At 74.1% G+C, this 22960-nt stretch carries 26 protein-coding genes; 17 read left to right on the forward strand and 9 right to left on the reverse strand.

The annotated features are described in order from the left end of the window. Nucleotides 1–51: 51 nt before the first annotated feature. Both Q8W71_RS20805 and Q8W71_RS20810 read right to left on the reverse strand, forming a co-directional pair. Nucleotides 52–1263, reverse strand: coding sequence for an FAD-dependent oxidoreductase (locus Q8W71_RS20805; protein WP_305527313.1), 1212 nt, complete (start codon nucleotides 1261–1263; stop codon nucleotides 52–54). Between the two features lie 48 nt (nucleotides 1264–1311). Next, nucleotides 1312–1821: a CinA family protein gene (locus tag Q8W71_RS20810; RefSeq protein WP_305527314.1), complete on the reverse strand. Its 510-nt coding sequence runs from the start codon at nucleotides 1819–1821 to the stop codon at nucleotides 1312–1314. 110 nt (nucleotides 1822–1931) lie between these two features. On the opposite strand from Q8W71_RS20810, the gene Q8W71_RS20815 reads away from it, so the two are divergent. Continuing rightward, a complete protein-coding gene (locus tag Q8W71_RS20815; protein WP_305527315.1) occupies nucleotides 1932–2330 on the forward strand; it encodes an MAPEG family protein in 399 nt (132 codons plus the stop codon). A 91-nt stretch (nucleotides 2331–2421) separates the two neighbouring features. On the opposite strand, the gene Q8W71_RS20820 is transcribed toward Q8W71_RS20815, so the two are convergent. Next, a complete protein-coding gene (locus Q8W71_RS20820; protein ID WP_305527316.1) occupies nucleotides 2422–3726 on the reverse strand; it encodes a bifunctional 2-C-methyl-D-erythritol 4-phosphate cytidylyltransferase/2-C-methyl-D-erythritol 2,4-cyclodiphosphate synthase in 1305 nt (434 codons plus the stop codon). A 163-nt stretch (nucleotides 3727–3889) separates the two neighbouring features. On the opposite strand from Q8W71_RS20820, the gene dusB reads away from it, so the two are divergent. Genes dusB through ntrC form a run of 3 tightly spaced genes read left to right on the forward strand, consistent with a single transcriptional unit; the run spans nucleotide 3890 to nucleotide 7526 of the window. Further along, a complete protein-coding gene (gene dusB, locus Q8W71_RS20825) occupies nucleotides 3890–4900 on the forward strand; it encodes a tRNA dihydrouridine synthase DusB (protein WP_305527317.1) in 1011 nt (336 codons plus the stop codon). Further along, the gene (locus tag Q8W71_RS20830) at nucleotides 4897–6024 is read left to right on the forward strand and encodes a two-component system sensor histidine kinase NtrB (RefSeq protein ID WP_305527318.1); all 1128 of its coding nucleotides are present in this window, start codon (nucleotides 4897–4899) and stop codon (nucleotides 6022–6024) included. The genes dusB and Q8W71_RS20830 overlap by 4 nt, the downstream gene beginning before the upstream one ends. Nucleotides 6025–6056: 32 nt before the next feature. Beyond that, on the forward strand, nucleotides 6057–7526 hold the full coding sequence (gene ntrC, locus Q8W71_RS20835; RefSeq protein ID WP_305527319.1) for a nitrogen regulation protein NR(I): 1470 nt from the start codon (nucleotides 6057–6059) through the stop codon (nucleotides 7524–7526). Nucleotides 7527–7584: 58 nt separating this feature from the next. Here the strand turns inward: ntrC and Q8W71_RS20840 are convergent, their stop codons facing one another. After that, complete coding sequence (locus Q8W71_RS20840; protein WP_305527320.1) at nucleotides 7585–7857, reverse strand: hypothetical protein; 273 nt, start codon at nucleotides 7855–7857, stop codon at nucleotides 7585–7587. Between the two features lie 99 nt (nucleotides 7858–7956). Here Q8W71_RS20840 and Q8W71_RS20845 point away from each other — a divergent pair, with 99 nt between their 5' ends. Beyond that, nucleotides 7957–8133 carry a ribosome modulation factor gene (locus Q8W71_RS20845; RefSeq protein ID WP_305527321.1) on the forward strand — a complete coding sequence of 59 codons (177 nt, stop codon included), beginning with the start codon at nucleotides 7957–7959 and terminating at the stop codon, nucleotides 8131–8133. A gap of 27 nt (nucleotides 8134–8160) precedes the next feature. Here the strand turns inward: Q8W71_RS20845 and Q8W71_RS20850 are convergent, their stop codons facing one another. Together Q8W71_RS20850 and Q8W71_RS20855 are read right to left on the reverse strand one after the other, a co-directional pair. After that, complete coding sequence (locus Q8W71_RS20850) at nucleotides 8161–8802, reverse strand: nucleotidyl transferase AbiEii/AbiGii toxin family protein (protein ID WP_305527322.1); 642 nt, start codon at nucleotides 8800–8802, stop codon at nucleotides 8161–8163. Then, nucleotides 8777–9112 (reverse strand): hypothetical protein, encoded by a 336-nt coding sequence (locus Q8W71_RS20855; protein WP_305527323.1) that lies wholly within the window; start codon nucleotides 9110–9112, stop codon nucleotides 8777–8779. The genes Q8W71_RS20850 and Q8W71_RS20855 overlap by 26 nt, the downstream gene beginning before the upstream one ends. Nucleotides 9113–9237: 125 nt before the next feature. Between Q8W71_RS20855 and metC the strand changes: the two genes are divergently transcribed. The 10 genes from metC to Q8W71_RS20905 all read left to right on the forward strand — a co-directional run bounded on the left by metC (nucleotide 9238) and on the right by Q8W71_RS20905 (nucleotide 18959). Continuing rightward, nucleotides 9238–10428: a cystathionine beta-lyase gene (gene metC, locus Q8W71_RS20860; protein WP_305527324.1), complete on the forward strand. Its 1191-nt coding sequence runs from the start codon at nucleotides 9238–9240 to the stop codon at nucleotides 10426–10428. A gap of 78 nt (nucleotides 10429–10506) precedes the next feature. Beyond that, a complete protein-coding gene (locus Q8W71_RS20865; protein WP_305527325.1) occupies nucleotides 10507–12234 on the forward strand; it encodes an ArnT family glycosyltransferase in 1728 nt (575 codons plus the stop codon). Further along, nucleotides 12231–12998 (forward strand): glycosyltransferase, encoded by a 768-nt coding sequence (locus tag Q8W71_RS20870; RefSeq protein ID WP_305527326.1) that lies wholly within the window; start codon nucleotides 12231–12233, stop codon nucleotides 12996–12998. The genes Q8W71_RS20865 and Q8W71_RS20870 overlap by 4 nt, the downstream gene beginning before the upstream one ends. After that, complete coding sequence (locus tag Q8W71_RS20875) at nucleotides 12992–13327, forward strand: lipid-A-disaccharide synthase N-terminal domain-containing protein (protein WP_305527327.1); 336 nt, start codon at nucleotides 12992–12994, stop codon at nucleotides 13325–13327. The genes Q8W71_RS20870 and Q8W71_RS20875 overlap by 7 nt, the downstream gene beginning before the upstream one ends. An 18-nt stretch (nucleotides 13328–13345) precedes the next feature. Further along, nucleotides 13346–13939: a pyridoxamine 5'-phosphate oxidase family protein gene (locus Q8W71_RS20880; protein WP_305527353.1), complete on the forward strand. Its 594-nt coding sequence runs from the start codon at nucleotides 13346–13348 to the stop codon at nucleotides 13937–13939. Nucleotides 13940–14019: 80 nt separating this feature from the next. Then, a complete protein-coding gene (locus Q8W71_RS20885; RefSeq protein ID WP_305527328.1) occupies nucleotides 14020–14367 on the forward strand; it encodes a hypothetical protein in 348 nt (115 codons plus the stop codon). A gap of 235 nt (nucleotides 14368–14602) precedes the next feature. Further along, entirely contained in the window at nucleotides 14603–15283 is a 681-nt protein-coding gene (locus Q8W71_RS20890; protein ID WP_305527329.1) for a hypothetical protein, read from the forward strand. A gap of 107 nt (nucleotides 15284–15390) precedes the next feature. After that, nucleotides 15391–16275, forward strand: coding sequence for an EamA family transporter RarD (gene rarD / locus Q8W71_RS20895; RefSeq protein ID WP_305527330.1), 885 nt, complete (start codon nucleotides 15391–15393; stop codon nucleotides 16273–16275). 48 nt (nucleotides 16276–16323) lie between these two features. Further along, on the forward strand, nucleotides 16324–18669 hold the full coding sequence (locus Q8W71_RS20900; protein WP_305527331.1) for a response regulator: 2346 nt from the start codon (nucleotides 16324–16326) through the stop codon (nucleotides 18667–18669). After that, the gene (locus Q8W71_RS20905; RefSeq protein ID WP_305527332.1) at nucleotides 18666–18959 is read left to right on the forward strand and encodes a hypothetical protein; all 294 of its coding nucleotides are present in this window, start codon (nucleotides 18666–18668) and stop codon (nucleotides 18957–18959) included. The genes Q8W71_RS20900 and Q8W71_RS20905 overlap by 4 nt, the downstream gene beginning before the upstream one ends. Nucleotides 18960–19091: 132 nt before the next feature. Here the strand turns inward: Q8W71_RS20905 and Q8W71_RS20910 are convergent, their stop codons facing one another. Next, nucleotides 19092–19361 carry a GCG_CRPN prefix-to-repeats domain-containing protein gene (locus tag Q8W71_RS20910; RefSeq protein ID WP_305527333.1) on the reverse strand — a complete coding sequence of 90 codons (270 nt, stop codon included), beginning with the start codon at nucleotides 19359–19361 and terminating at the stop codon, nucleotides 19092–19094. 120 nt (nucleotides 19362–19481) lie between these two features. After that, nucleotides 19482–20516: a P1 family peptidase gene (locus tag Q8W71_RS20915; RefSeq protein ID WP_305527334.1), complete on the reverse strand. Its 1035-nt coding sequence runs from the start codon at nucleotides 20514–20516 to the stop codon at nucleotides 19482–19484. A gap of 121 nt (nucleotides 20517–20637) precedes the next feature. On the opposite strand from Q8W71_RS20915, the gene Q8W71_RS20920 reads away from it, so the two are divergent. Further along, nucleotides 20638–21507: an NAD(P)-dependent oxidoreductase gene (locus Q8W71_RS20920; RefSeq protein WP_305527335.1), complete on the forward strand. Its 870-nt coding sequence runs from the start codon at nucleotides 20638–20640 to the stop codon at nucleotides 21505–21507. Between the two features lie 18 nt (nucleotides 21508–21525). On the opposite strand, the gene Q8W71_RS20925 is transcribed toward Q8W71_RS20920, so the two are convergent. Then, the gene (locus Q8W71_RS20925) at nucleotides 21526–22380 is read right to left on the reverse strand and encodes a S49 family peptidase (protein WP_305527336.1); all 855 of its coding nucleotides are present in this window, start codon (nucleotides 22378–22380) and stop codon (nucleotides 21526–21528) included. Nucleotides 22381–22584: 204 nt separating this feature from the next. On the opposite strand from Q8W71_RS20925, the gene Q8W71_RS20930 reads away from it, so the two are divergent. Continuing rightward, nucleotides 22585–22938, forward strand: coding sequence for a hypothetical protein (locus Q8W71_RS20930; protein WP_305527337.1), 354 nt, complete (start codon nucleotides 22585–22587; stop codon nucleotides 22936–22938). The last annotated feature ends 22 nt before the right edge of the window (nucleotides 22939–22960 follow it).

The raw sequence follows: 22960 nt of genomic DNA on the forward strand, positions 1-22960 counted from the left end.
CGCGCGGATCCCGGCGAGCACGCGGTCTTGGCGATTACGCGGTCCTGGCGATCACGCGGTCTTGGCGACGTGCTCCGGCCGCACGCCGACGCCGATCAGCCGGGCGGGCAGCGCCTGGAGGGCGGGCACCGCGTCGAGGAGGCGCAGCGCCAGGGGCGCCCGGAACGGCTTGTCCGTGTCGAGGGTCCGGGCGATCACGCCCGACTGGATCACCCGCTGGAGCCCCTGCGTCACCCGCACCGGCCACATCCGCCGGGCCTGGACCCGGGCGAGGTCGGCCTCCGCCGGGCGGCCGGCGCGCAGCGGCCCGGTCAGGAGGTTGGCCGAGGCCACCGCGTCCTGGACCGCGAGGTTGATGCCGACCCCGCCCACCGGCGACATGGCGTGGGCGGAATCGCCGATGCACAGCAGCCCGGGCCGGTGCCAGCGCTCCAGCCGGTCGACGGTGACGGTCAGGAGCTTCACCGCGTCCCAGTCGGGGATCCCGTCCACCCGGTCGGCGAGGAACGGGGCGATCTCGGCGACCCGGGCGCGGAAGGCGGGCAGGCCCTGCGCGCGCAGGGCCGCGTCGCCGCCCTTCGGCACCACGTAGGCGCATTGCCACGCGTCGCCGCGGTCGAGGGTGATGAGGATCCGCCCCGGGCCGAACCGCCCGGCGGCCGCCTCGGGGTCGTCGGGCCGGCGCGGCAACCGGAACCACAGCACGTCGATCGGCGCCCCGAAGGCGCGGGGGGCGAAGCCGGCGCGCTCGCGCATGCGCGAGCGGCGCCCGTCCGCGCAGAGCACGAGGTCGGCCCGCACCTCCACCGGCCCGTCCGGCCCCTCGGCGCGCACGCCCGCGACGCGATCGTCGGCCTCGACGAGATCCTGCGCCTCCGTGCGCCGCAGCAGCCGGAAGCCCGGATACTGCTGGGCCTCGTCCGCCAGGAAATCCAGGAAATCCCACTGGGGCATGAAGGCGAGGCAGCGGTTGCGGGTCCGCAGGCGGGAGAAGTCCGCCACCCGGTAGGCGCGGCCCGCGACCACGCCGGAGAACGCCTCGACCCGCCGCTGGGGCAGGGCGCGGAACTTCTCCCCGAGGCCCAGCTCGTCCATCAGGTCGAGGGTCGAGGGGTGGATCGTGTCGCCGCGGAAGTCGCGCAGGAAGTCGGCGTGCTTCTCCAGCACGGTGACGCCGAGCCCGGCCCGGGCGAACAGCAGCCCGGCCATCATCCCCGCCGGCCCGCCGCCGACGACGCAGACCTTCGTGTCCAGTGCTTGCACGGCCCGTCCCCCCGAATCGCCGCAGGGTGACATCCCGCCGCACTGCCATCAACCGGTGCGCGCGTCCTCCAGCAGTCCGAGCGCGTCGGCGACGGCGGCGCGGCGGATCGCGCCCCGGCCGAGATCGCCGTAGCGCCGCTCCAGATGGCGCGTGTCGGCATGCGGGCCACCCCCGCGCCGGGCCAGCCCAAAATGCACCAGCCCGACCGGTTTGTCGGCGCTGCCGCCGCCGGGTCCGGCGACGCCGGTGATCGCCACCGCGACGTCCGCCCGGGAGGCGGCGAGCGCTCCGGAGGCCATCGCCCGCGCCACCGGCTCGCTCACCGCGCCGTGGGCGGCGATGAGGGCCGGATCGACGCCGATCGCCTCGGCCTTGGCGGCGTTCGAGTAGGTGACGAAGCCGCGCTCGACCACCGCGGACGAGCCCGGCACCGCGGTCAGCAGCCCGGCGACCAGCCCGCCGGTGCAGGATTCGGCCGTGACGACCGTCAGGCCCGCCGCCGCGTAGGCGGCGACCAGCGCCTCGGCGCGGGCGAGAAGGTCCGGATCGTCGATCATCGCGCGGGCTCCCGGCGGCCGTTCGCGCCCTATCTCCGGCGCGGCGCCGTCCTCATCGCCGCCCTTGTGCCGCACGCCCGGTCCGGGCTCAACGAAAGTCTCGCCGCCCGATGGCCTTTCCCGCGACCACGGCCTTCTTCGCCGCGCTCCTCGCCCTGTTCTATCTCGGCCTCGCTGGCTGGGTGGTGGCCGGCCGCCTGTCGGGGGAAGTCCTGCACGGGGACGGCGGCGACCCGGGGCTCCAGAAGCGGATCCGCGCGCACGCCAATTTCTCGGAGTACGTGCCGCTCGCCCTGATCCTGATCGGGCTCTTGGAGGCCGGCGGCGGCGGGCCCGGGCTGGTGCGGGGGCTGCTCGTCGCGCTGCTCGTCGGGCGGATCCTGCACCCGATCGGCATGTTCGCAGCCCCGAACTCCCCCCGCCAGTTCGCCTGCCGGGGCGGCGGCATCCTGCTCACCCTGGCGGCCCTGGCCGTGGCGGCGGTGGCGCTGCTGTTCCGGGCGGGCTGAGAGGGGGACGACGGCCCGGCGCGAGAGAGCGCGTCGAAACGAAGGCTTGGAGCCGCGCACGATCGCAACGCGATCGGGAACGGCTCTGACGTCAGCCCTGCCGCATCCGGGTCTCGGCCTGCGCGTCGAGGACGGGGCCCTCCTCCTCCGGCAGGCGCACCGTCGCGGCGGCCTGGGCGGCGAGCCCCTCGGCCCGGCCGACGAAGCCGAGCTTCTCCGTCGTCGTCGCCTTGATCGACACGGCCGTGAGCGGCACCCCGGCGATCTCGGCGATGCGGGCGCGGATCGCCTCCCGGTGCCCCCCGATCCGCGGCGCCTCGGCGAGCACGGTGATGTCGAGGTGGTCGATCCGGCCGCCGCGGGCCCGGACCAGCCCGCAGGCATGGGCCAGGAACTGGTCGGACGACGCCCCGCGCCAGCGCTCGTCGGAGGGCGGGAAATGCGTGCCGATGTCGCCGTCGGCGATGGCGCCGAGCAGCGCGTCGGTGAGCGCGTGGAGCGCCACGTCGCCGTCGGAATGGGCGAGTACGCCGCGGTCGGCGGGGATCTTCACCCCGCCGAGCCAGACGTGGTCGCCCTCGGTGAAGGCGTGCACGTCGAAGCCGGTGCCGAGGCGCGTGACGTAGGCGGTCATGGAGCGGGCTCCGGGCGGGGGGGAATCGGCGGGCGCGAAGGCGCGGTCGGCCTCGATCAGGTCGGCGGCCTGCGTGATCTTGCGGTTGACCGGGTCGCCCGCGAACACGACGACCGGCAGCCCCGCCCACTCGGCGAGCGCGCCGTCGTCGGTGAAGGCGTCGAGGCCGCTCTCGGCCGCCCGGCGGTGGGCGGCGAGCAGGGGGGCGAAGGCGAAGGCCTGCGGGGTCTGCACCGCCCGCAGGGTCTCGCGCGCCGGGGTCTCGCGCACGCGGCCGATGCCGGGCGCGATCGGATCGACCCGCTTCACCGTGTCGGTGACGGGCACCCCCGGCACGCCGGCGCCGTGGTCGCGCCCGGCGGCGATCGCCCGGTCGATCAGCGCCGCGTCGACGAAGGGCCGCGCCGCGTCGTGGACCAGCACGACCCCCGGCGCGGCGGCGGCCAGCGCCTCCAGCCCGGCCCGGACCGAGATCTGGCGCGTGGCCCCGCCCGGCACGGGCGCCGCGATTCTCGTCCGGATCTCGGCGTCGAGGTCTTCGAGGCATTCGCGGAAGAAGTCCGCGGCATCCGTGGCGATGACCGGTTGGATCCTGCCGATGCCGGGATGGGCCGCGAGCGCCGCGAGCGTCCGCGTCAGAACCGCGCGGCCGCCGACCCGGCGGTACTGCTTGGGCACGCCGCCGCCGATGCGGATGCCGCGCCCGGCCGCCACCACCACCGCGGCGACGCTCGTTTCAACGTGTGGTAGCTCAGTGGACATCGGTCTCGTGGGCTCCGCCCGGGCGAGCGCGGCGCCGGGCGCACGCGCCTGACGGGCCGCCGCATCCCCGGAACGACTGCGCGTCGTTTAAGCGGGGGAGGGGGCGAAATCAACGCGCGGTCCCGCTTGCGTCCCGGCGCCGCTTGCCTCATTGTTGTGCAAAATGACGACTGACCATTATTTGGGCGTCCTGCGCCGCGGACGGGAAGCGGGAACCCCGCCGCTCTGCCTGCTCGCCCCGCTCTCGGGCGTCACCGACCTGCACATGCGCCGGATCAGCCGCCGGTTCGGGGCCGACGCGGTGGTGTCCGAGATGGTCGCCGCCCGCGAACTCGCCCGGGGCGACGCGGAGGCCGCCACCCGCGCCGCGGGCTCGGGCGTCGCGGGGCACGTGGTCCAGCTCGCGGGCTGCGAGGCCGCGCCGATGGCCGAGGCCGCCCGGATCGCCGAGGCCGGCGGCGCCCAGGTCGTCGACGTCAACATGGGCTGCCCGGCCAAGGTCGTGACCGGGGGCGCTTCCGGCTCGGCGCTGATGCGCGACCTCGACCACGCCGAGCGCCTGCTCGCCGCGGTGCGCGGGGCGGTGGCGGTGCCGGTCACGGTCAAGATGCGGCTCGGCTGGGACGACGCCGCCCGCAACGCACCCGACCTCGCCGCCCGCGCCGAGCGCCTGGGCCTCGCGGCGGTGACGGTCCACGGCCGCACCCGGCAGCAATTCTACAAGGGCAGCGCCGACTGGGCGGCGATCCGCGCGGTGGTCGAGGCGGTGTCGATCCCGGTGATCGCCAACGGCGACGTGACCGACCTCGCGACCGCCCGCGCCTGCCTCGCGGCCTCCGGCGCGGCGGGGGTGATGATCGGCCGCGCCGCGGTCGGGCGCCCCTGGCTCGTCGGGCAGGTCGCGGCGGCGCTCGCCGGCCGGCCCGCGGCAGCGCCCTCGCGCGCGGTGCAGGCCGCGGCGGCGGCCGAGCACTATGCCGGGCTGATCGCGCTCTACGGCCGCGCCATGGGCGTGCGCCACGCCCGCAAGCACCTCGCCGCCTACGCCGAGGCCGGCGGCGGCCTCACCGCGCCCGAGCGCGCGATGCTCCTGACGACGCTCGATCCCGACGCGGCGCTCGCACTCCTCGCCCGCGCCTTCGCCCCGGGCCGGGCGATGCCGGAGGCCGCATGAGCGACGGGCCCTCCCCCGACGGCCGGCCGGTCGGCGGCGAGGCGGTGCTCAACGCCCTGCCGCTGCCGGTGCTGACCATCGGCGGCGACGAGCGCATCCTCCAGTGCAACCACGCCGCCGAGGCGTTCTTCGACTACTCCGCCCGGCTGATGCAGCGGCGGCGCCTGCGCGACATCATCCCGTTCGGCTCGCCGATCATCGCCCTCGTCGCCGAGGTGCGCCGCCGCCGGGCGAGCGTCAGCGAGTACCGGGTCGAGCTGACCCAGCCGAGGCTCGGGGTCGAGCGCAGCGTCGACGTGTTCGCGACCCCGCTCGACGACTCGGACGCGGTGGTGATGATGCTTCAGGAGCGCACCATCGCCGACAAGATGAACCGCCAGCTCACCCACCGCGGCGCCGCCCGCTCGATGGTGGCGCTCGGCGCCATGCTCGCCCACGAGATCAAGAACCCGCTCGCCGGCATCCGCGGCGCCGCCCAGCTCCTGGAGAGCACCGGCATCGAGGAGGACCGGGTGCTCACGCAGTTGATCTGCGACGAGTCCGACCGGATCGTGCGGATCGTCGAGCGCATGGAGCTGTTCGGCGACGAGCGCCCGTCCGAGCGCGGCCCGGTCAACGTCCACGGCGTGCTCGATCAGGTGAAGCGCTCGGCCCAGAGCGGGTTCGGCCGCCACATCCGCTTCGTCGAGACCTACGACCCGTCGCTGCCGCCGGTGCTCGGCAGCCGCGACCAGCTCGTCCAGGTGATCCTCAACCTCGTGAAGAACGCGGCCGAGGCGATCGGCCCCGACGCGGTCGAGGGCGAGATCACCCTGTCGACCGCCTTCCGCACCGGCCTGCGCCTCCAGGTGCCGGGCTCGCGCGAGCGGGTCAGCCTGCCGATCGAGGTGGCGATCCGCGACAACGGCCCGGGCATCTCGCCGGAGATGCTCGGCGACATGTTCGACCCGTTCGTGACCACCAAGGCACAGGGGTCCGGCCTCGGACTTGCATTGGTGGCCAAGATCGTCGGCGACCACGGCGGCATCGTCGAGTGCGATCCCGCCCCCCGCCGCACGACGTTCCGCATCCTGCTGCCAATGTCGAGCGCGCGCGACGGGCGCGAGTCGACGGTCGACCCCTGAACCGGTCCGCCGGAGGTCTTGAGTAAACCATCATGCCGAACGGCCATATCATCGTCGCCGACGACGACGCCGCCATCCGCACGGTGCTCAACCAAGCGCTGTCGCGGGCGGGCTACGAGGTCCGCTCCACGGGCAACTGCGCCACCCTGTGGCGCTGGGTCGCCGAGGGCGACGGCGACCTCGTGATCACCGACGTGGTGATGCCCGACGAGAACGTGTTCGAGCTGCTGCCGCGCATCAAGCGGGTGCGGCCGGAGCTGCCGATCATCGTGATGAGCGCGCAGAACACCTTCATGACCGCGATCCGCGCCTCCGAGCGCGGCGCCTACGAGTACCTGCCCAAGCCCTTCGACCTGAAGGAGCTGATCGCCATCGTCGGCCGCGCCCTGTCGCGCCCGCGCGGGGCGCCCGCGGCCGGCGCGGCCCCGGAGAACGAGGACATCCCGCTGGTCGGCCGCTCGCCGGCCATGCAGGAGATATACCGGGCGCTCGCCCGGCTGATGCCCACCGACCTGACCGTGATGATCACCGGCGAGTCCGGCACCGGCAAGGAGCTGGTGGCCCGGGCGCTCCACGATTACGGCCGCCGCCGCACCGGGCCGTTCGTGCCGGTCAACATGGCCGCGATCCCCCGCGACCTGATCGAGTCCGAGCTGTTCGGCCACGAGAAGGGCGCCTTCACCGGCGCGCTCCAGCGCTCGGCCGGCCGTTTCGAGCAGGCGGAGGGGGGCACCCTGTTCCTCGACGAGATCGGCGACATGCCGATGGAGGCCCAGACCCGGCTGCTGCGCGTGCTCCAGCAGGGCGAGTACACCACGGTCGGCGGGCGCGTGCCCATCCGCACCAACGTCCGGATCATCGCCGCCACCAACAAGGACCTGCGCGTCTCGATCCAGCAGGGCATCTTCCGCGAGGATCTTTTCTTCAGACTGAACGTGGTGCCCTTGCGTCTCCCGGCGCTCAGGGAACGCTCCGAGGACGTGCCGGACCTCGTCCGCCACTTCTTCGTGCTGGTCGAGCGCGAGGGCCTGACCCGCAAGTCGCTCGACGGCGACGCGATGGAGCGGCTAAAGCGCTACCGCTGGCCGGGCAACGTCCGCGAGCTGGAGAACCTCGTCCGGCGGCTCGCCGCCCTCTACCCGCAGGAGACGATCACCGGCCCGGTCATCGAGGCCGAACTCGACACCCTGCCGCTGACCCAGGCCCCGGCGGCGGGGGGGACCAACGGCGCCGGCCGCAAGGCCGGGGGCGAATCCGAGAGCCTGTCGAGCGCGGTGGAGCGCCACCTGTCCGACTACTTCTCGGGCTACCGGGACACGCTGCCGCCCCCCGGCCTCTACCACCGGATCCTGCGCGAGATCGAAGGCCCGCTGATCGGCGCGGCGCTCGCCGCCACCCGCGGCAACCAGATCCGCGCGGCGGAACTCCTGGGCGTCAACCGCAACACCCTGCGCAAGAAGGTCCGCGACCTCGACCTCCAGGTGTTTCGCACCGCCCGCTGAAGGAGGCTCCCCGGCCGTCACCGCGGCCGGGGAGAGCCGCCGGGACGATCGGAAACAATCAGCGGCCCGGGAGGATCGGGTCGCCGCGCATCAGCGCGTGCAGGCGCTCGGTGTCGAAGCCGCTCGGGATGCTCGGGGCTGCCGGCTTCGGCGCGGGCGCGGCCTTGACGGGGGCGGGGATCGAGCCGGTGGCCGAGGGCTCGGGCACGGCCGCGCGGGCGACCGCCACGGGCGGGGGCGTCAGGGCGAGGCGGTCGGCGCTCACCAGGACGACGACCGTGGTCGAGAGCAGGACGGCGAGACCGCCGAGGAGGGGACGCAGGATACGCACGCCGCGAGGACCCGGTACGCAACTGGAGGCGGCAACAGATTAGGGCCGCGGCCGTTAACGAAGCCCAACCCGTCCGCATCTTCCGGAGATCGAGACCCCATGGAGAACGTCCAGGCCACCGCCAGCGACAGCCCGTTCATCCAGGGCCGCAACGCCCGCCTCTACGGCAAGCCCCAGAGCGACTGCCCCTACCCCGAGGGCTCCCAGGACCGTGCGGCCTGGATGGAGGCCTACGAGGAGGCGGCGCTGACCAACCCGCCGCGGGAGGAGTCGTGAGGGGCGCCTGAAGCGCCGCCTCCGGCATCAATCCGGGATGCGTCGCGCGACCGCGCCCATCAGGTCCATGCAGCGCAGCGCGACGTCCTCCCAGTGCGGCCGGATGTCGAGCTCGGCCAGTTCCGCCGCCGCGTAGGCGGACGGGATGCTCGACAATCGCGACAGGATCGCCGCCTTCCTGTCCGTCACGACCGGTAGATGCGCTTCGAGCAGGTCCGAGTGCACCGCGTCCACGACGGCGATGTCGAAGACGTCGCGCACTTTGAGCTGCGCCCCTCGAAAATGCATCTTCTTGATCGCGATCTCGACCGGGTGCTCCAGGCGTATGCCGATGCCGGCCACGTCCCGATCGATAACCGGCAAGGCAGTCAGAGCCGGAGCGACGATGAAGTCGATCTCGCCTTCCGGATAGACCAGCTTAAGATAGTGCGCCGTTCGGTCGAACGTGTGAGCCCCCCAAATGTCCTCGCCGCCGCCGTCGGGCGACAGGTACGCGAGATACTGCGGATCCGTGATGAAGGCGTCGATATCCCGGCTGAGCCGATGATCTGCGTGGAGCATCAGCGCCGTGCCGCCGCCGAGCACCCAGTCCGGCACAGGCTGGCCCGCCGCGTCCATCGCGGCGAGACCCGCAACGGCGCGTTCAAGAAGACGCGTCCACGGCGGCAAGCGCAGCCTCCAGCATGGGATTTCGCGCCCCGGAGAACGCCGCGTTGGCTTGGTAGGCCGTCTTCAACGAGGCGCGGCTGACCCCGTGCGCCTCCGCGAAATCCAGGACCAGTTCGGGCCGGACATCGTTGAAGAAGGCGTTCACGTGCACGCGCCATGTCCCCCGGCGGTCGCGCAGGCTCGTGACGAGGGCCTCCGGCGTGATGGCCCGCTTGAACGGCGCGTTGACCGTCGCGAGCACGAGCGCATCGAACCGCGATGCGCGTTCGAGCGCCGCCGTATCCGGGCCTGCTGCGCGCACGTCGGGCATGATGCGGGAGGGTAGGCGAGGCCGGCGCCCGCGTCGAGGGCCGGCGGCGCTGGACCAAGCCGGCTTGACCTCGCCGGGCGCCGGGGGCTTCGTGCACCGCACCCGCGACGCGAGCCGGAACCCCGATGTCCCTGACGCCCGACCCTGAATCCAGGAAGAAATTCGCGCCGGCCACGCGCCTCGTCCATGCCGGCCGCGATCCGGGCGAGCAGCACGGCTTCGTCAACACGCCAATCTACCGCGGCTCGACCGTGCTCTACCCGACCTACGACGCCATCCAGAATCGGCGCGGGCGCTACAATTACGGCACCAAGGGCACCCCGACCTCGGACGCGCTGACCGACGCCTGGACCGAGGTGGCGGGGGCGGCCGGCACCGTCGCCACGCCGTCCGGCCTGTCGGCGCTGACCATCGCCCTGATGGCCGCGGTCTCGGCGGGCGACCACCTGCTCGTGACCGATTCCGCCTACCGCCCGACCCGGATCTTCTGCGACGGGGTGCTCGCGCGCTACGGGGTCGAGACGACCTACTACGACCCGCTCGTCGGCGCCGGCATCGCGGCGCTGATGCGCGACAACACGAAGGCCGTGCTGGTCGAGGCGCCGGGCTCGCAGAGCTTCGAGATGCAGGACGTGCCGGCGATCGCCGAGGCGGCCCACGCGCGGGGCGCCTGCGTGATCATGGACAACACCTGGGCGACGCCGCTGCTGTTCCCGCCGCACGCGCGCGGCGTCGACATCGCGGTGGAGGCCGGCACCAAGTATCTCAGCGGCGGCTCGGACCTGCTGCTCGGCCTGACCTCCGCCAACCAAAAATATTGGCCGGCGGTGCGGCGGACCTTCGACCACTTCGCCCCCTGCGCCGGCCCCGAGGACATGTTCCTGGCCCTGCGCGGCCTGCGCACCATGGCCCTGCGGCTGAGCGAGCACGGCCGGCAGGGGCTGGAGATGGCGCGCTGGCTGCAAGGGCGGCCCGAGGTGCTGCGGGTGCTGCATCCCGGCCTGCCCGAGGATCCGGGCCACGCGATCTGGACGCGCGACTTCTCCGGCGCCTCCGGGCTGTTCGCGGTGGTGCTCAAGCCGGTGCCGGAGGCGGCGGTCGCCGCGATGCTCGACGGGCTGGAGCTGTTCGGGATGGGCTTCTCCTGGGGCGGTTTCGAGAGCCTCGTGATCCCGTTCGACTGCGTCGGCTACCGCACCGCCACGCGCTGGGCGCCGGGGGGGCCGGGCCTGCGGTTCCACATCGGCCTGGAGGATCTCGGTGACCTGAAGGCCGACCTCGACGCCGGCTTCGCGCGCCTGCGGGCGGCCTCGTAGCATCGGGATCCGTCGGCCCCGCGCCCGGCGGGGCCGGCCATTTGACGTTCCCGCCCGATCCTGATTGACCGGCGCGCCATGACCACGAGCCTCTCCGCCGGCGCGCCCGCCCGCACCGGCCAGCCCGCCCGTCGCGCCGACCGGATCGGGCGCGGGCTCGACGGTCTCGCCGCGAGCCACGCCCGGGCCGCCGCGGCGCTGCTCGCCCTGTGCCTGCTGCTATTCCTGCCGGGGCAGATCTCCCTCCAGCCGATGGACCGGGACGAGCCGCGCTTCGCCCAGGCTTCCAAGCAGATGCTGGAGAGCGGCGACCTCGTCGACATCCGCTTCCAGGGGGAGGCGCGCCACAAGAAGCCGGTCGGGATCTACTGGGCCCAGGCCGCCGCGGTCGCCGCCGGGGAGGCGCTCGGCGTGCCCGAGGCGCGGACGCAGATCGCCCTCTACCGCCTGCCCTCGCTGATCGGCGCCGCCGCCTCGGTGCTGCTCGCCTACTGGGCGGGGCTCGCCTTCCTGCCGCGCCGCGGCGCGCTGCTCGCCGCCGCCCTCTACGGCGCCTGCCTGATGCTCTCGGCGGAGGCGCACCTCGCCAAGACCGACGCCCTGCTCGCCGCCTGCGCCACCGCGAGCCTCGGGGCGCTGGCCCGGGCGTGGCTGGGGCGGGGGCAGCGCCTCGGCCTGCCCGTCCTCGCCGCGTTCTGGCTCGGGCTCGCGCTGGGGATCCTCGTGAAGGGGCCGATGGTGCCGCTGTTCGTCGCCCTGCCGGCGGCGTTCCTGTCGTGGAAGGCCGGCTCGGCGCGCTGGCTCGGCGCCCTGCGGCCGCTGCCGGGGCTGGCGCTGGTCCTCCTGATCGTCGCGCCCTGGTTCGCGGCGATCGCCTGGAAGAGCGGCGGCGCCTTCTACGCGGAGGCGGTGGGGCACGACATGCTGGGCAAGATCGGCGGCGCCGCCGAGCGGCACGGGGCCCCGCCCGGCGCCTACGCGCTCGCCGTCTTCGCGACCTTCTGGCCGGGCGCCGTCTTCGCCGCGATGAGCCTGCCCTTCGCGTGGCGCGAGCGCCGGGGGGACGCGGTCGCGTTCGTGATCGCCGCGGTGCTGCCGGCGTGGCTGATCTTCGAGGCGGTGCCGACCAAGCTGCCGCACTACGTGCTGCCGCTGCTGCCGTGGCTCGCGGTCCTGACGGTGCTGGCGCTCAACGCCGGCGCCCTCGATCCGCGCCGCCGCGGGGCGCGGGCGGCGGCGCTGCTGCTCCCGGCGATCCCGCTGGCCCTCACCCTCGGCCTGTGCGCCTTCGGCTGGCGGATCGACGGCCACCGGATCCCGTTCGCCGCGCTGCCCCTGCTCGGCGGCGCCTGCATCCTCGCCGCCCTCGGCTGGCGCGCCTTCGCCCGCGGGATGCCGGAGCGGGCGCTGGTGCTCGGCATCCTCGCCTCCTGCCTGCTCGGCCCCGGGGTGCTGGGCGTGGCGCAGCGCCAGTTGCCGGGGCTGAAGGTCTCCCCGAGGCTGGCCGCTCTGCGCGACCGGCTTCCCTGCCCGAACCCGCAGGTCGCGAGCCTCGGCTACCGCGAGCCGAGCCTCGTCTTCCTGATCGGCACCGACCTCGCGCTGCTGCCGGACGGGGCCGCCGCCAAGGCGTTCCTCGACGCCGGCGGCTGCCGGCTGCTGTTCATCGAGGCGCGCCAGCGCGAGGACTTCAACGCGGCCTGGCCCGTGAGCCGCGCCGCCCCGGCGCCGCTGGCGGACATCGAGGGCTTCAACCTCAACACCGGCCGGCGGGTGTTCGTCACCGCCTACGCGGTGGCGCCGTGAGCGCCCCCCGCCTCAGCGTCGTCGTGCCGGTGCGCAACGAGGCCGGCAACATCGCCCCCCTCGTCGCCGAGATCGAGCGGGCCTGCGCGGACCTGCCCTTCGAGCTGATCTACGTGGACGACGGCTCGACCGACGGCACGCCCGCCGCGCTCGCCGCCGCGCAGGCGGGCCGGCCGTGGCTGCGGGTGCTGCGCCACGCGAGCGGCGCCGGGCAGTCGGCCGCCGTGCGCAGCGGCGTGCTCGCCGCCCGCGGCGCGGTGATCGCCACCCTCGACGGCGACGGCCAGAACGACCCGGCCTTCATCCCGGTGCTCCTCGAAGCGCTGGAGGCGGCGGGTGCGGGCGCGGGCCTCGCGCAAGGGCAGCGGCGCGGGCGCAAGGACGGGCGCTTCAAGACCCTCCAGTCCCGGATCGCCAACGGCGTGCGCGGGAAGATCCTGCGGGACGCCACCCGCGACACCGGCTGCGGCCTCAAGGTGTTCCGCCGGGCGGTGTACCTGCGCCTGCCGTATTTCGACGCCCTGCACCGCTTCATGCCGGCGCTCGTCGCCCGCGAGGGCTTCTGCGTGGTCCACCGCGACGTGGTCGACCGGCCCCGCCTCACCGGCCGCTCGAACTACGGGCTGTTCGACCGGCTGTGGGTCGGGCTGCTCGATCTGGCGGGCGTGTGGTGGCTGATCCGGCGCAAGCGCGCCGCGCCGCGGGCTGTCGAGGTCGCCGCCGCCCCGGCGGACGCGGAGACGGAGCGGGACGTCGGATGCTGATCCAGCTCGCCCACGACCTGCCGGACTATTTCTACGACGTGTTCGTCACGCGGTTCGACTTCTGGCTGGTGTTCGGCATCCTCGCGCAGGTGGTGTTCGGCTCGCGCTTCATCCTGCAATGGATCGCCAGCGAGCGGGCCGGCCGCAGCGTGATGCCGCTGTCGTTCTGGTTCCTGTCGATCGCCGGCGGGCTGATGACCCTGGTCTACGGCTTCGTGCGCCGCGAGCCGGTGATCATCATCGGCCAGGGCCTCTCCACCGGCATCTACCTGCGCAACCTCGCCCTGATCTTCCGCGAGCGCCGCCGCCGGAGGGGGGAGGGCGCGTGAGCGCAGGATGAGCCCATGATGAGCCCGCTGCCGCCCTTCTACGACGACCTCGACGCGACGCTCGCCGCTTTGTGGCGCCTGCTGGCGGAGGGCGCCGCGCACGGCCGCAGCGGCTTCCACCTGCCGGCGCTGGCGACCCTCGGGGCGGACGGCCGCCCGCGCCTGCGCACGGTGGTGCTGCGCGCGGCCGACCGGGCAACCGGGACGCTGCGCCTCCACTGCGACCGCCGCTCGGACAAGGCCGCCGAAGTGCTGGCCAATCCCGCCTGCGCGCTGAGCGCCTACGACGGCGAGGCCAATGTGCAGATCCGGATCGAGGGCCGGGCGAGCCTCCACACCGGCGACGCCGCGGCCGACGCCGCCTGGGCCGGCTCGCGGGCGATGAGCCGGGTCTGCTACGGCGCCGAGCCCGGCCCCGGCACGGCGCTGCCCGCCGGCGGGGCCTACGCGCTGCCGGATCCGGAGGATGCCGCGCTCGGCCGCCCGCACTTCGCCGCGGTGATCGTGCGGGCGGAGGCGCTCGACTTCCTCTACCTCGACCGCCGCGGCCACCGCCGCGCCGGCTGGCGGCGCGCGGAGGCGGGCTGGAGCGGCGGCTGGCTGGCGCCGTGAGGGCTTGCCGGCGCCGTGAGGGCTTGCCGGCGCCTGGAACGCGGGCGGCCCGGCGTGTATCCTGGCCGCAGGAGGAGGCGATGACGACCGACACCGTCGCGACCGATCTCGACCCGGCCATCCTGGAACGCCTGCGCGCGACGGCTGCGGCCGAGCAGCGCCCGCCCGCGCAGGTGCGCGACGCGGCGTTGCGCGCGGTGCTCGATCAGTCGCCCGGTGCGCGCCGCGCGCTCCTCGCCATCGACGCCACCGCCGACGCCGCGGAGCGCGCCTTCGCCGCCAAGCTGATCGGCCGGTCCATCCTCAAGGCCTACGAGGGTATCCTCGACGCCCGCCGGACGGGGACCGGGCCGGGAACCCGCGCGAATGCGGCGCTGGCCACCGAGGACGCGATCGAGGCGGAGGCGATCCGGATGTGCAGGATTTGAACGGAAAGAGGTCCACTATCGTGCGGTTTCCGATCCTATAAAATTTTCCGCAGAGTTGTTCGGTTGCTTGCGCGACGCCGTCATCGCGAGCCGTAGGCGAAGCGACCCAGGGCAGCGCGCGGTTTGAGAACGTGGCGCCCCTGGATTGCTTCGCTAGCGCTCGCAAAGACGGACGCCGACGATCGCCAAGTCTTCAGCCGGATGCCATGTCACCTTTTCCAGGCAGACGGATGAGATGAGAACGCTGTCCGATTTCGCGTATGATGGCCGGGCCGTTCTCGACTTTCTCATCGACGCTTCGCCTTGGGGCAGTGCCGATCAAGCGATCGCGTCACTCGCAGTCTTCGCGCATCCGGATGTCGTCGCGGCGAGCGGCCGGCGTGCGATTTTTCGCACGTTTCGGCGCATGGCGGACCGAGGAAAGATTTTTGACGGCGCAATGGCCGATGACAATTACAGCCCTGCAATGGCTTTCGAGTGGGCCACAGGCTTCAAGCGGAAGGCTGCAGCGGACCTGACTTGCTGTCATCTCTACGCCGCGTCCCGGGATGCGACCGCCTACACGGATCTACGCAACTTGTTCTTTGCTCCGAGCTTCATATCGAGACTGACGGATAGCCAAGCTGCGTCTTTGCCAGCCGAACACGCTCTCCATGCCCTGCGTTATCGTGCATTTGTCCTTTACGGCTATGGCGGCCCCACAGGAACCGAGTTACCTGTCAAGGCAGCAACTTATGATCATCTTGAATGGGCCGAGCCGATAGGGGCCGGAGCGCGTGCAGAGGAACTCGAACTCCGGTTGCGAACGCGCTTGGCTCGAAAACCCAAGGACCGCCTGACGAAATCGGTGGCGATGTGCGGTTGGACCTTTTCTGACTACCAGCCGGACCCACGAGTCGTCTTTACGGGCGATTGAGCCGGGGCGGATACCAGCCCTGCGCCGCGCCCCCTGACGCCCCCGGGCGCGCCACGCTAAGGAAACGCCGCCCGGCCGCCCATCCGGGTGGATCCAAGGGAAACGCCGTGGGCCTCGTCTACGCGCTCGGTGCCTATCTCACCTGGGGCCTGCTGGTCCCGGTGCATTTCCGGCTGCTCGGGGCGTTCAGCCCGTGGCACATCCTGGCCGAGCGCATCCTGTGGTCCAGCCTGTTCGCGGGCCTGCTGGCGCTGGCGTGGCGGCACCGCCTGCGGCTGCCGCTGCCGTTCGCCCGGCGCCACGCCCTGCTGCTGCTCTCGGCCGTCCTGATCGGCGTGAACTGGGTGCTCTACCTCTACGCCGTCGACCGCGGCCACCTGCTCGACGCGAGCCTCGGCTACTACATCAACCCGCTGGTCAGCGTGGCGCTCGGCCGGGTGGTGCTGGGCGAGCGGCTGCGGCCGGTGCAGGCCGTGGCGGTGGGCATCGCGGCGCTCGGCGTCGTCGTCGCGGTCGCCTGGGCCGGGGACCTGCCGGCGCTGTCGCTCGCGCTCGCCGTCACCTTCGCCCTCTACGGGCTCGTGCGGAAGGTGGTCGCCGTCGATCCCCTGGTCGGCTTCCTGGCCGAGACGCTGATCCTGATGCCCGCGGCGCTGGCGTGGCTCGCGACGACGACGGAGCCGGTCCTCCCGGCCGAGCCGCGGGTGCTGGCGCTGCTGATGCTCACCGGCATCACCACCGCGCTGCCGCTGATCTGGTTCGCGGCCGCCGCCGTGCGCCTGCGGCTGACGACGCTCGGCCTGATGCAGTACATCGCGCCCACCGGCCTGCTGGTCCTCAGCGTGCTGGTCTACGGCGAGCGGCTGGAGCCCCACCGTGCGGCGATGTTCGGGCTGATCTGGGCGGCGCTCGCCCTCTACACCGTCGATGCCCTGCGCGGGCGCCGGGCGGAGGGTGCGCCGCGATCCGCACCGGGCCCGATGCGTGTATAAGGCGGCCCGGACGCGCCGCCGCGGGCGTTAGGGAGATCCTCAGGGCCGATGGACACCGAGCGCGTCACCGACGACGACTACAGGAACCTCGCCGACACGCTGCCGCAGCTCGCCTGGATCGGGAACGCCGACGGCGCCCTGATCTGGTACAATGCCCGCTGGTACGACTACACCGGCACCACCCTCGACCAGATGCGCGGCTCCGGCTGGCGGGCGGTCCACCACCCCGACCACGTCGAGCGCGTCACCGCGCGGTTCCGGGCGGCGATCGAGGCCGGCAAGCCGTGGGAGGACACCTTCCCCCTGCGCGGGGCGGACGGCGCCTACCGCTGGTTCCTGTCGAAGGCGATGCCGTTCCGCGACGCCGACGGGCGGATCGTGCGCTGGTACGGCACCAACACCGACATCTCCCGCCGCCGGGCCACCGAGGAGCGCCTGCGCCATTCCGAGGAGCGCTTCCGGGCGCTGGTCGACGCCTCCGCCGCGGTGATCTGGAACACCGACGCCGAAGGGGCGCTGATCCCGCCGCAGCCGCGCTGGAGCGCCTATACCGGCCAGACCGAGGAGGCCTACCAGGGCTGGGGCTGGGTCGATGCCGTCCACCCCGACGACCGGGCGGCGGCGGCCGACGCCTGGGCCGCCAGCGTCGAGGCGCGCGCGCCCTATCAGGTGGAGTACCGGCTGCGCCGCCGCGACGGGGCGTGGCGGGCGATGGAGACCCGCGGCGTGCCCGTGCTCGCCGAGGATGGCACCCTGCGCGAGTGGGTCGGCACCTGCGTCGACATCACCGACCGGCGCGAGGCCGAGGCCGCGGTCGAGCGCGCCCGCGAGGCGGCGGAGGCGGCCAACCGCGCGAAGAGCCAGTTCATCGCCAACATGAGCCACGAGCTGCGCACCCCGCTCTCGGCGGTGATCGGCTACTCGGAGATGCTCGGCGAGGAGCTGGAGGATATCGGCCAGGCCGCCCTGCTGCCGGACCTGCGCAAGATCGAGGCGGCGGCCCGCCACCTGCTGTCGCTCATCAACGACGTGCTCGACATCTCGAAGATCGAGGCGGGGCGCGTCACCGCCGCGGGCGAGACGTTTCCCGTCTCCGACCTGATCCGGGACGTGTGCGACGCCACCGGCGCGCTGGTCGCCAAGAAGGGCAACCGCTTCGTCCTCGACGCGGCCGACGACCTCGGGGCGATGCACCAGGACCAGACCAAGATCCGCCAGTGCCTCGTGAACCTGATCGGCAACGCCGCGAAGTTCACGGAGGGCGGCACGATCACGCTGACGGTGCGCCGCCACCGGGAGGCGGAGGCGGACTGGGTGTCCCTCGCGGTCGCCGATACCGGCATCGGGTTGAGCCGGGAGCAGATCGGCCGCCTGTTCGAGCGCTTCGTGCAGGCCGACGAATCCACCACCCGCCAGTTCGGCGGCACCGGGCTCGGGCTCGCCATCACCCGCGCCTTCTGCCAGGCGATGGGCGGCGACATCGGTGTGGAAAGCGAGCCGGGCCGCGGGGCGACCTTCACCATCCGCCTGCCCGCCACCCTCAGCGCCGAGGACGGCGCCCCCGACGCCCAGCCCGTGCCGGTCGAGGCGCACGAGCGGCACGAGACGGTGCTCCTCGTCGACGACGACCCGGCGGCGCGCGAGCTGCTCCAGCGCTTCCTCGAACGCGAGGGTTTTCACGTGCGCTCGGCCGCCGACGGCCGGGCCGGGCTGACGCTGGCGCGGGCGCTCAAGCCGAGGGCGATCCTGCTCGACGTCGAGATGCCGCGCATGGACGGCTGGGCGGTGCTCCACGCGGTGCGCAACGACCCGGATCTCGCCGGCACGCCGGTGATCATGACCTCGGTGGTGGCCGAGCAGGGGCTGGGTCAGGCGCTCGGCGCCACCGACTACTTCGTCAAGCCGATCGACTGGGAGCGCCTCAAGGGCCTGATGGAGCGCTACCGGCCGGAGGCGCCGGACGAGGCCCGGGTGCTCGTGATCGACGACGACGCCGACGCCCGCGAGCGACTGCGCCGCTCGCTCGGCCGCGAGGGCTGGACCGTCGACGAGGCCGAGAACGGCCGCGTCGCCCTCGACCGGTTCTCCCAGGCGCGGCCGAACCTGATCCTCCTCGACCTGATGATGCCGGAGATGGACGGATTCGGCTTCCTGCGGGCGCTGCGCGGCCGGCCGGACGGCGACGTGCCGGTGGTGGTGCTGACCGCCAAGGAGATCACCGCCGCCGAGAAGGCGAGCCTCGGCGCGCAGGCCGACCGGGTGATCGCCAAGGGCTCGATGAGCCTCGCCGAGATCGGCCGGCAGTTGCGCGCGCTCTACGCCCGCACCCCCGCCGAGCCGGTGCCGGGGCGGCTCCAGGGACTGATCGACCGGCTGGCGGAGACGGACAGATGAGCGGGACGGACGGGTCCGGGACGGTCGATCCCGACAGGGCGGTGGCGATCCGCCTGCGGGCGCGGCTGGCGGTGGTGGAGCGGGCGGCGTGGTTCGGCCTCGTCCACGCGATGCGGACCCGGCCCGCGGAGACGGAAGCCTACATCGCCTCCGAGCGGGCGCGCTGCGCCGAGGGGTTCGGCGGGCGCGGCTGGGCCGCCGACCTCACCGAGGCCGAGCGGGGGATGCTCGCGGCCGAGGTCGATGCCGGGCTGGCCCAGCTCCTGGAGGACGCGCGCGACGCGGTGTGAGCACTCTGCCTCTCCTCCCCCTTGTGAGGAGGAGCCGGAGGTGGGGGTGGTTCAGAAGGCACCGCCGAACTTCGTCCGGTACCACCCCCACCCCTTGCCCCTCCCCACAAGGGGGAGGGGAACTGCGCCCTCTCAGCGGTGGCAGAAGCCTCGCGGGCCGCGATACAGGCCGGGCGGGCAGCCGCGGGGGGCACCGGTGATCGCCCGCCGCATGGCGCCGCGGGGGCCGCGGTTGAGGCGGCAGCCGCCGAAGGGGCCGCGATGGGCGCCGAAGCCGCAGCCGCCGCGGGCCAGCACGATCGACGCGTCGCCGCCGGAGAGCGGCGCGACGGGCAGCGCCTGGGCGGCCCCGCCGGCGCCCAGGGTCACGGCGGCGGCGAGCATCATCGCTTTGAATCGCATAGGTCTCTCCCTTGTCGCCCGGGCGGCTCCCGCGGGAGACCGGGCCCCGGCATCCCTGCCGATCAAACTCGGCAGTTGCCTGCAACCGCCGGCGGGCGCGTTCCGTTCCGCGCCCGCGGCTCAGGCCCGGCCGCCGAAGCGATCCCGCCACGCCGCGGGCAGGCCGGAGGCGGCGTCGGGCGGGACGGGCTCGACCCCGGGCAGGCCCGCCGCGCAGAACACGCCGAGGGCGACCGCCCGGGCGAGCGTCCGCGCCGCGGCGTCGCCGAGGCGGGCGAGGTCGGCCACCGGATCGGCCAGCGGCACCGCGCCGGTGGCGACCGCGAAGACGAGGTCGCCGTCGAGCGGCGTGTGCGCGGGCACGAGGGCGCGCGCGAGCCCGTCCTGCGCCGCCACTGCGAGGCGGCGGCACTGCGCCTTGGTCAGCGCCGCGTCGGTGGCGACCACCGCGAGCGTCGTCGCGGCCCCGGGCAGGGCGCGGGCGGGGAAGGCGTGGGCCGCCTCCGGCACCGGGGTGGGGAGGCCGAGGCCGCCGAACTCGTCGCCCCTCTCGAACGGCGCCGCCCAGAAATGCGGGCCGTCGCCGACCGTCGCGCGGCCGAAGGCGTTGACGGCGACGAGCGCCCCGACCCGGGCGGCGGCGCCCGCCATCGCCACCGCCGCCGAGGCCGAGCCGACCCCGCCCTTGAGGTTGCCGGCGCGCGCGCCGGTCCCCGCCCCGACCGAGCCGAGGGCGAAGTCCCGTTCCGCCGCCGCGGCGGCCGCGTAGCCCAGCTCCCGGTAGGGCGGGTAGCGGCCCCAATCCTTGTCGCCGCCGTTGAGGAGATCGAACAGGATCGCCCCCGGCACGATCGGCACCCGCATGGCGCCGATGGCGAAGCCGCGCCCCGTCTCGGCGAGTTGCGCGACCACGCCCGCCGCCGCGTCGAGCCCGAAGGCCGAGCCGCCGGACAGGACCAGGGCGTCGATCCCCTCCACCGTGCGCTCGGGATCGAGCAGGTCGGTCTCGCGGGTGCCGGGCCCGCCGCCGCGCACGTCGACGGACGCCGTGACCGGATGGTCGAACAGGATCGCGGTGACCCCGCTGCGGACCCGCAGGTCGGCGGCGTGGCCGACCCGGATCCCGGGGATGTCGGTGATGCGCGTGCGTGCCATGGCCTCAGCTTGCCACGCCGGCGCGGCCGTGTCCCGGATCCCGAAGGCCACGCGCTCTCGAAACCCCACCCTTGCGACGCGCGCTATACGGTGCGTCGAGGCAAGAGATCCGGAGGACGGCATGGACGTCGGATTCATCGGGATGGGGCGGATGGGCCGGGGCATGGCCGCCCGGCTGGCGGGGGCGGGGCACCGGGTCCGGGCCTGGAACCGCTCGCCGGAGGCAGCCCACGGCATCCCCGGCGTGACGCCCGTGGCCTCCGCGGCGGAGGCGTTCTCCGGCGACGCGGCGATCACCATGCTCGCCGACGACGCCGCGCTGGAGGCGACCCTGGTCGCGGGCGGGCTGCTCGACGCCCCCGGGCGGCCGCGTCTGCATCTCGGCATGAGCACCGTCTCGGTGGCGCTCGCCCGGCAGCTCGCCGCGGTGCACGAGCGGGCGGGTGTTCGTTACGTCTCCGCCCCGGTCTTCGGCCGGCCGGACGCGGCCGCGGCGGGCGCCCTCCACATCGTCGCCGCGGGCCCCGACGCGGCCGTGGAGGCCGCCGCGCCGCTGTTCGACGCGATGGGCGCGCGGACGTGGCGGTTCGGGGAGGCGCCGGAGCGGGCCAACGCGGTCAAGCTCGCCGGCAACTTCATGATCGTCGCCGCGGTCGAGGCGATGGGCGAGGGCAGCGCGCTCGTCGAGGGGCACGGGGTGGCGGCGGCCGACTTCCTCGACCTGATGACGAGCACGATCTTCGCCGCGCCGGTCTACAAGAACTACGGCGGCGCCATCGCCGCGTCCCGCTTCGAGCCGCCGGGCTTCGGCCTCAGGCTCGGCGCCAAGGACGTGCGGCTGGTGCTCCAGGCGGCCGAGGCGGCCGGCGTGCCGATGCCGGCGGCGAGCGTGCTGCGCGACGGGCTGATCGAGGCGATCGCGCACGGCGACGGCGAGAAGGATCTCGCGGCGCTGTCCCGGGTCTCGGCCCGGCGCAGCGGGCGCGGGTGAGGCGCGCCGCGCGACGCCCTACAGCCCGTAGCGCGCGAAGGCCGCCCGCTCCTCCAGGGCGGCCAGCGCCTCGTCGGCGAGGCCGATATGCCCCGGCGCCCCCCGGCGCAGCAGCCGCGACAGCAGGCCGCCCCGCGCCTCGGCGACGAGCCGCAGGTCGACCGTCTCGCCGAACCGGGCGCGCAGCGTGCCCCGCAGGTCGCCCAGCCCGTCGACGAGGCCGAGCGGCAGCGCCTGCCGCCCGGTCCAGACCGCGCCGGTGAACAGGTTCTCGCCCGGCGGCAGCTTCGGCCGGCGCGCGGTGACGAGGTCGGTGAACACCGCCTGCACGTCGGCCTGGATGCGCTTCAGGCGCTCGATGTCGGCCGGATCCTCGGGGCGGAAGGGATCGAGCATCGCCTTCGCCTCGCCGATCGTGTGCACCCGCCGCTCGACCCCGACCTTCTCCAGAAGCCCCTGGAAGCCGAAGCCCGCCGAGACCACGCCGATCGAGCCGACGATCGAGGTCGGGTCGGCGACGATCTCGTCGGCGGCGCAGGCGATCATGTAGCCCCCCGAGGCGGCCACGTCCTCGACGAAGGCCAGCACCGGCAGACCCTTCTCCGCGGCGAGCGCGCGGATGCGCCGGTGGATCAGGTGCGACTGCGCCGGCGAGCCCCCCGGGGAATTGATCACCAGCGCCACCGCCTTGAGGCCGGGCATCGCGAAGGCCCGCTCCAGGCTGCCCGCCACCGCGCCGATCGACAGGCCCGGCCGCAGCGGCGAGACCGCGCCGATCGTCCCCGACAGCCGCACCACCGCCACGCGCGGGCGCCGCTCGCGGAAGCGGCGCGGCAGGAGCGCCCGGAGGGGGGCGGGGAGGGCGAACGGCATGGTCGGACGGCTCGGATCGGGCGGGACGTGCCGGGGACGTAAGCCGGACCGGGCCGGTCGCAAGGGAGCACAAGCGTGCAGGCCCCCGGGGAACCGGCGCGGCTCCGCAGCGATCCGCGGCGCGTGAACCCTTTCCCGACCTCGGCCGTTCCTGCCCCGGCCCGGCGAGGGTGCCGGCCCGTACCGACGGAGGACACCGACACGATGCGACCCTTCAGGCTCCCACGCTGGCCGATCCTGGCCCTGCTCGCCGCGCTCGTCGCCGGCTCCCTGTCCGGCCCGCTCTCGACCGGGGCCCGCGCGGCCCCGATGCCGGTGCCCGCCGCCGCGACGGCCCCGGATTCCGCCGTGCAGGTGGCCCGCTGGCACCATCGCCGCCACTGGCACCGGCACCATCACTGGCGGCGGCACCACTGGCACCGTCGGCACTGGCACCACCGCCGCCACTGGCACCGCCATCACCACTGGCGGCGGCACCACTGGCACCGCCGCCACGGCTGGCACCGGGTGCATTACGGCCGCCCGCACGCTTGGCGCGCGCCCGTCCGCTTCTACTGAGCGGCCCGTAGAGATCGGGACT

It is taken from the genome of Methylobacterium amylolyticum, assembly GCF_030700245.1.
Lineage (GTDB): Bacteria > Pseudomonadota > Alphaproteobacteria > Rhizobiales > Beijerinckiaceae > Methylobacterium.

What these genes read in the sequence shown, in the direction of transcription:
- Q8W71_RS20815 (WP_305527315.1), top strand. Translation starts at nt 1,932, where the DNA reads ATGGCCTTTCCCGCGACCACGGCCTTCTTCGCCGCGCTCCTCGCCCTG.
- Q8W71_RS20930 (WP_305527337.1), top strand. Translation starts at nt 22,585, where the DNA reads ATGCGACCCTTCAGGCTCCCACGCTGGCCGATCCTGGCCCTGCTCGCC.
- Q8W71_RS20865 (WP_305527325.1), top strand. Translation starts at nt 10,507, where the DNA reads ATGACCACGAGCCTCTCCGCCGGCGCGCCCGCCCGCACCGGCCAGCCC.
- Q8W71_RS20855 (WP_305527323.1), bottom strand. Translation starts at nt 9,112, where the DNA reads ATGCCCGACGTGCGCGCAGCAGGCCCGGATACGGCGGCGCTCGAACGC.
- Q8W71_RS20880 (WP_305527353.1), top strand. Translation starts at nt 13,346, where the DNA reads ATGAGCCCGCTGCCGCCCTTCTACGACGACCTCGACGCGACGCTCGCC.
- Q8W71_RS20890 (WP_305527329.1), top strand. Translation starts at nt 14,603, where the DNA reads ATGAGAACGCTGTCCGATTTCGCGTATGATGGCCGGGCCGTTCTCGAC.
- dusB (WP_305527317.1), top strand. Translation starts at nt 3,890, where the DNA reads ATGACGACTGACCATTATTTGGGCGTCCTGCGCCGCGGACGGGAAGCG.
- Q8W71_RS20810 (WP_305527314.1), bottom strand. Translation starts at nt 1,821, where the DNA reads ATGATCGACGATCCGGACCTTCTCGCCCGCGCCGAGGCGCTGGTCGCC.
- Q8W71_RS20830 (WP_305527318.1), top strand. Translation starts at nt 4,897, where the DNA reads ATGAGCGACGGGCCCTCCCCCGACGGCCGGCCGGTCGGCGGCGAGGCG.
- Q8W71_RS20875 (WP_305527327.1), top strand. Translation starts at nt 12,992, where the DNA reads ATGCTGATCCAGCTCGCCCACGACCTGCCGGACTATTTCTACGACGTG.
- Q8W71_RS20920 (WP_305527335.1), top strand. Translation starts at nt 20,638, where the DNA reads ATGGACGTCGGATTCATCGGGATGGGGCGGATGGGCCGGGGCATGGCC.
- Q8W71_RS20820 (WP_305527316.1), bottom strand. Translation starts at nt 3,726, where the DNA reads ATGTCCACTGAGCTACCACACGTTGAAACGAGCGTCGCCGCGGTGGTG.
- Q8W71_RS20905 (WP_305527332.1), top strand. Translation starts at nt 18,666, where the DNA reads ATGAGCGGGACGGACGGGTCCGGGACGGTCGATCCCGACAGGGCGGTG.
- Q8W71_RS20915 (WP_305527334.1), bottom strand. Translation starts at nt 20,516, where the DNA reads ATGGCACGCACGCGCATCACCGACATCCCCGGGATCCGGGTCGGCCAC.
- Q8W71_RS20885 (WP_305527328.1), top strand. Translation starts at nt 14,020, where the DNA reads ATGACGACCGACACCGTCGCGACCGATCTCGACCCGGCCATCCTGGAA.
- Q8W71_RS20845 (WP_305527321.1), top strand. Translation starts at nt 7,957, where the DNA reads ATGGAGAACGTCCAGGCCACCGCCAGCGACAGCCCGTTCATCCAGGGC.
- ntrC (WP_305527319.1), top strand. Translation starts at nt 6,057, where the DNA reads ATGCCGAACGGCCATATCATCGTCGCCGACGACGACGCCGCCATCCGC.
- metC (WP_305527324.1), top strand. Translation starts at nt 9,238, where the DNA reads ATGTCCCTGACGCCCGACCCTGAATCCAGGAAGAAATTCGCGCCGGCC.
- Q8W71_RS20925 (WP_305527336.1), bottom strand. Translation starts at nt 22,380, where the DNA reads ATGCCGTTCGCCCTCCCCGCCCCCCTCCGGGCGCTCCTGCCGCGCCGC.
- Q8W71_RS20900 (WP_305527331.1), top strand. Translation starts at nt 16,324, where the DNA reads ATGGACACCGAGCGCGTCACCGACGACGACTACAGGAACCTCGCCGAC.
- Q8W71_RS20910 (WP_305527333.1), bottom strand. Translation starts at nt 19,361, where the DNA reads ATGCGATTCAAAGCGATGATGCTCGCCGCCGCCGTGACCCTGGGCGCC.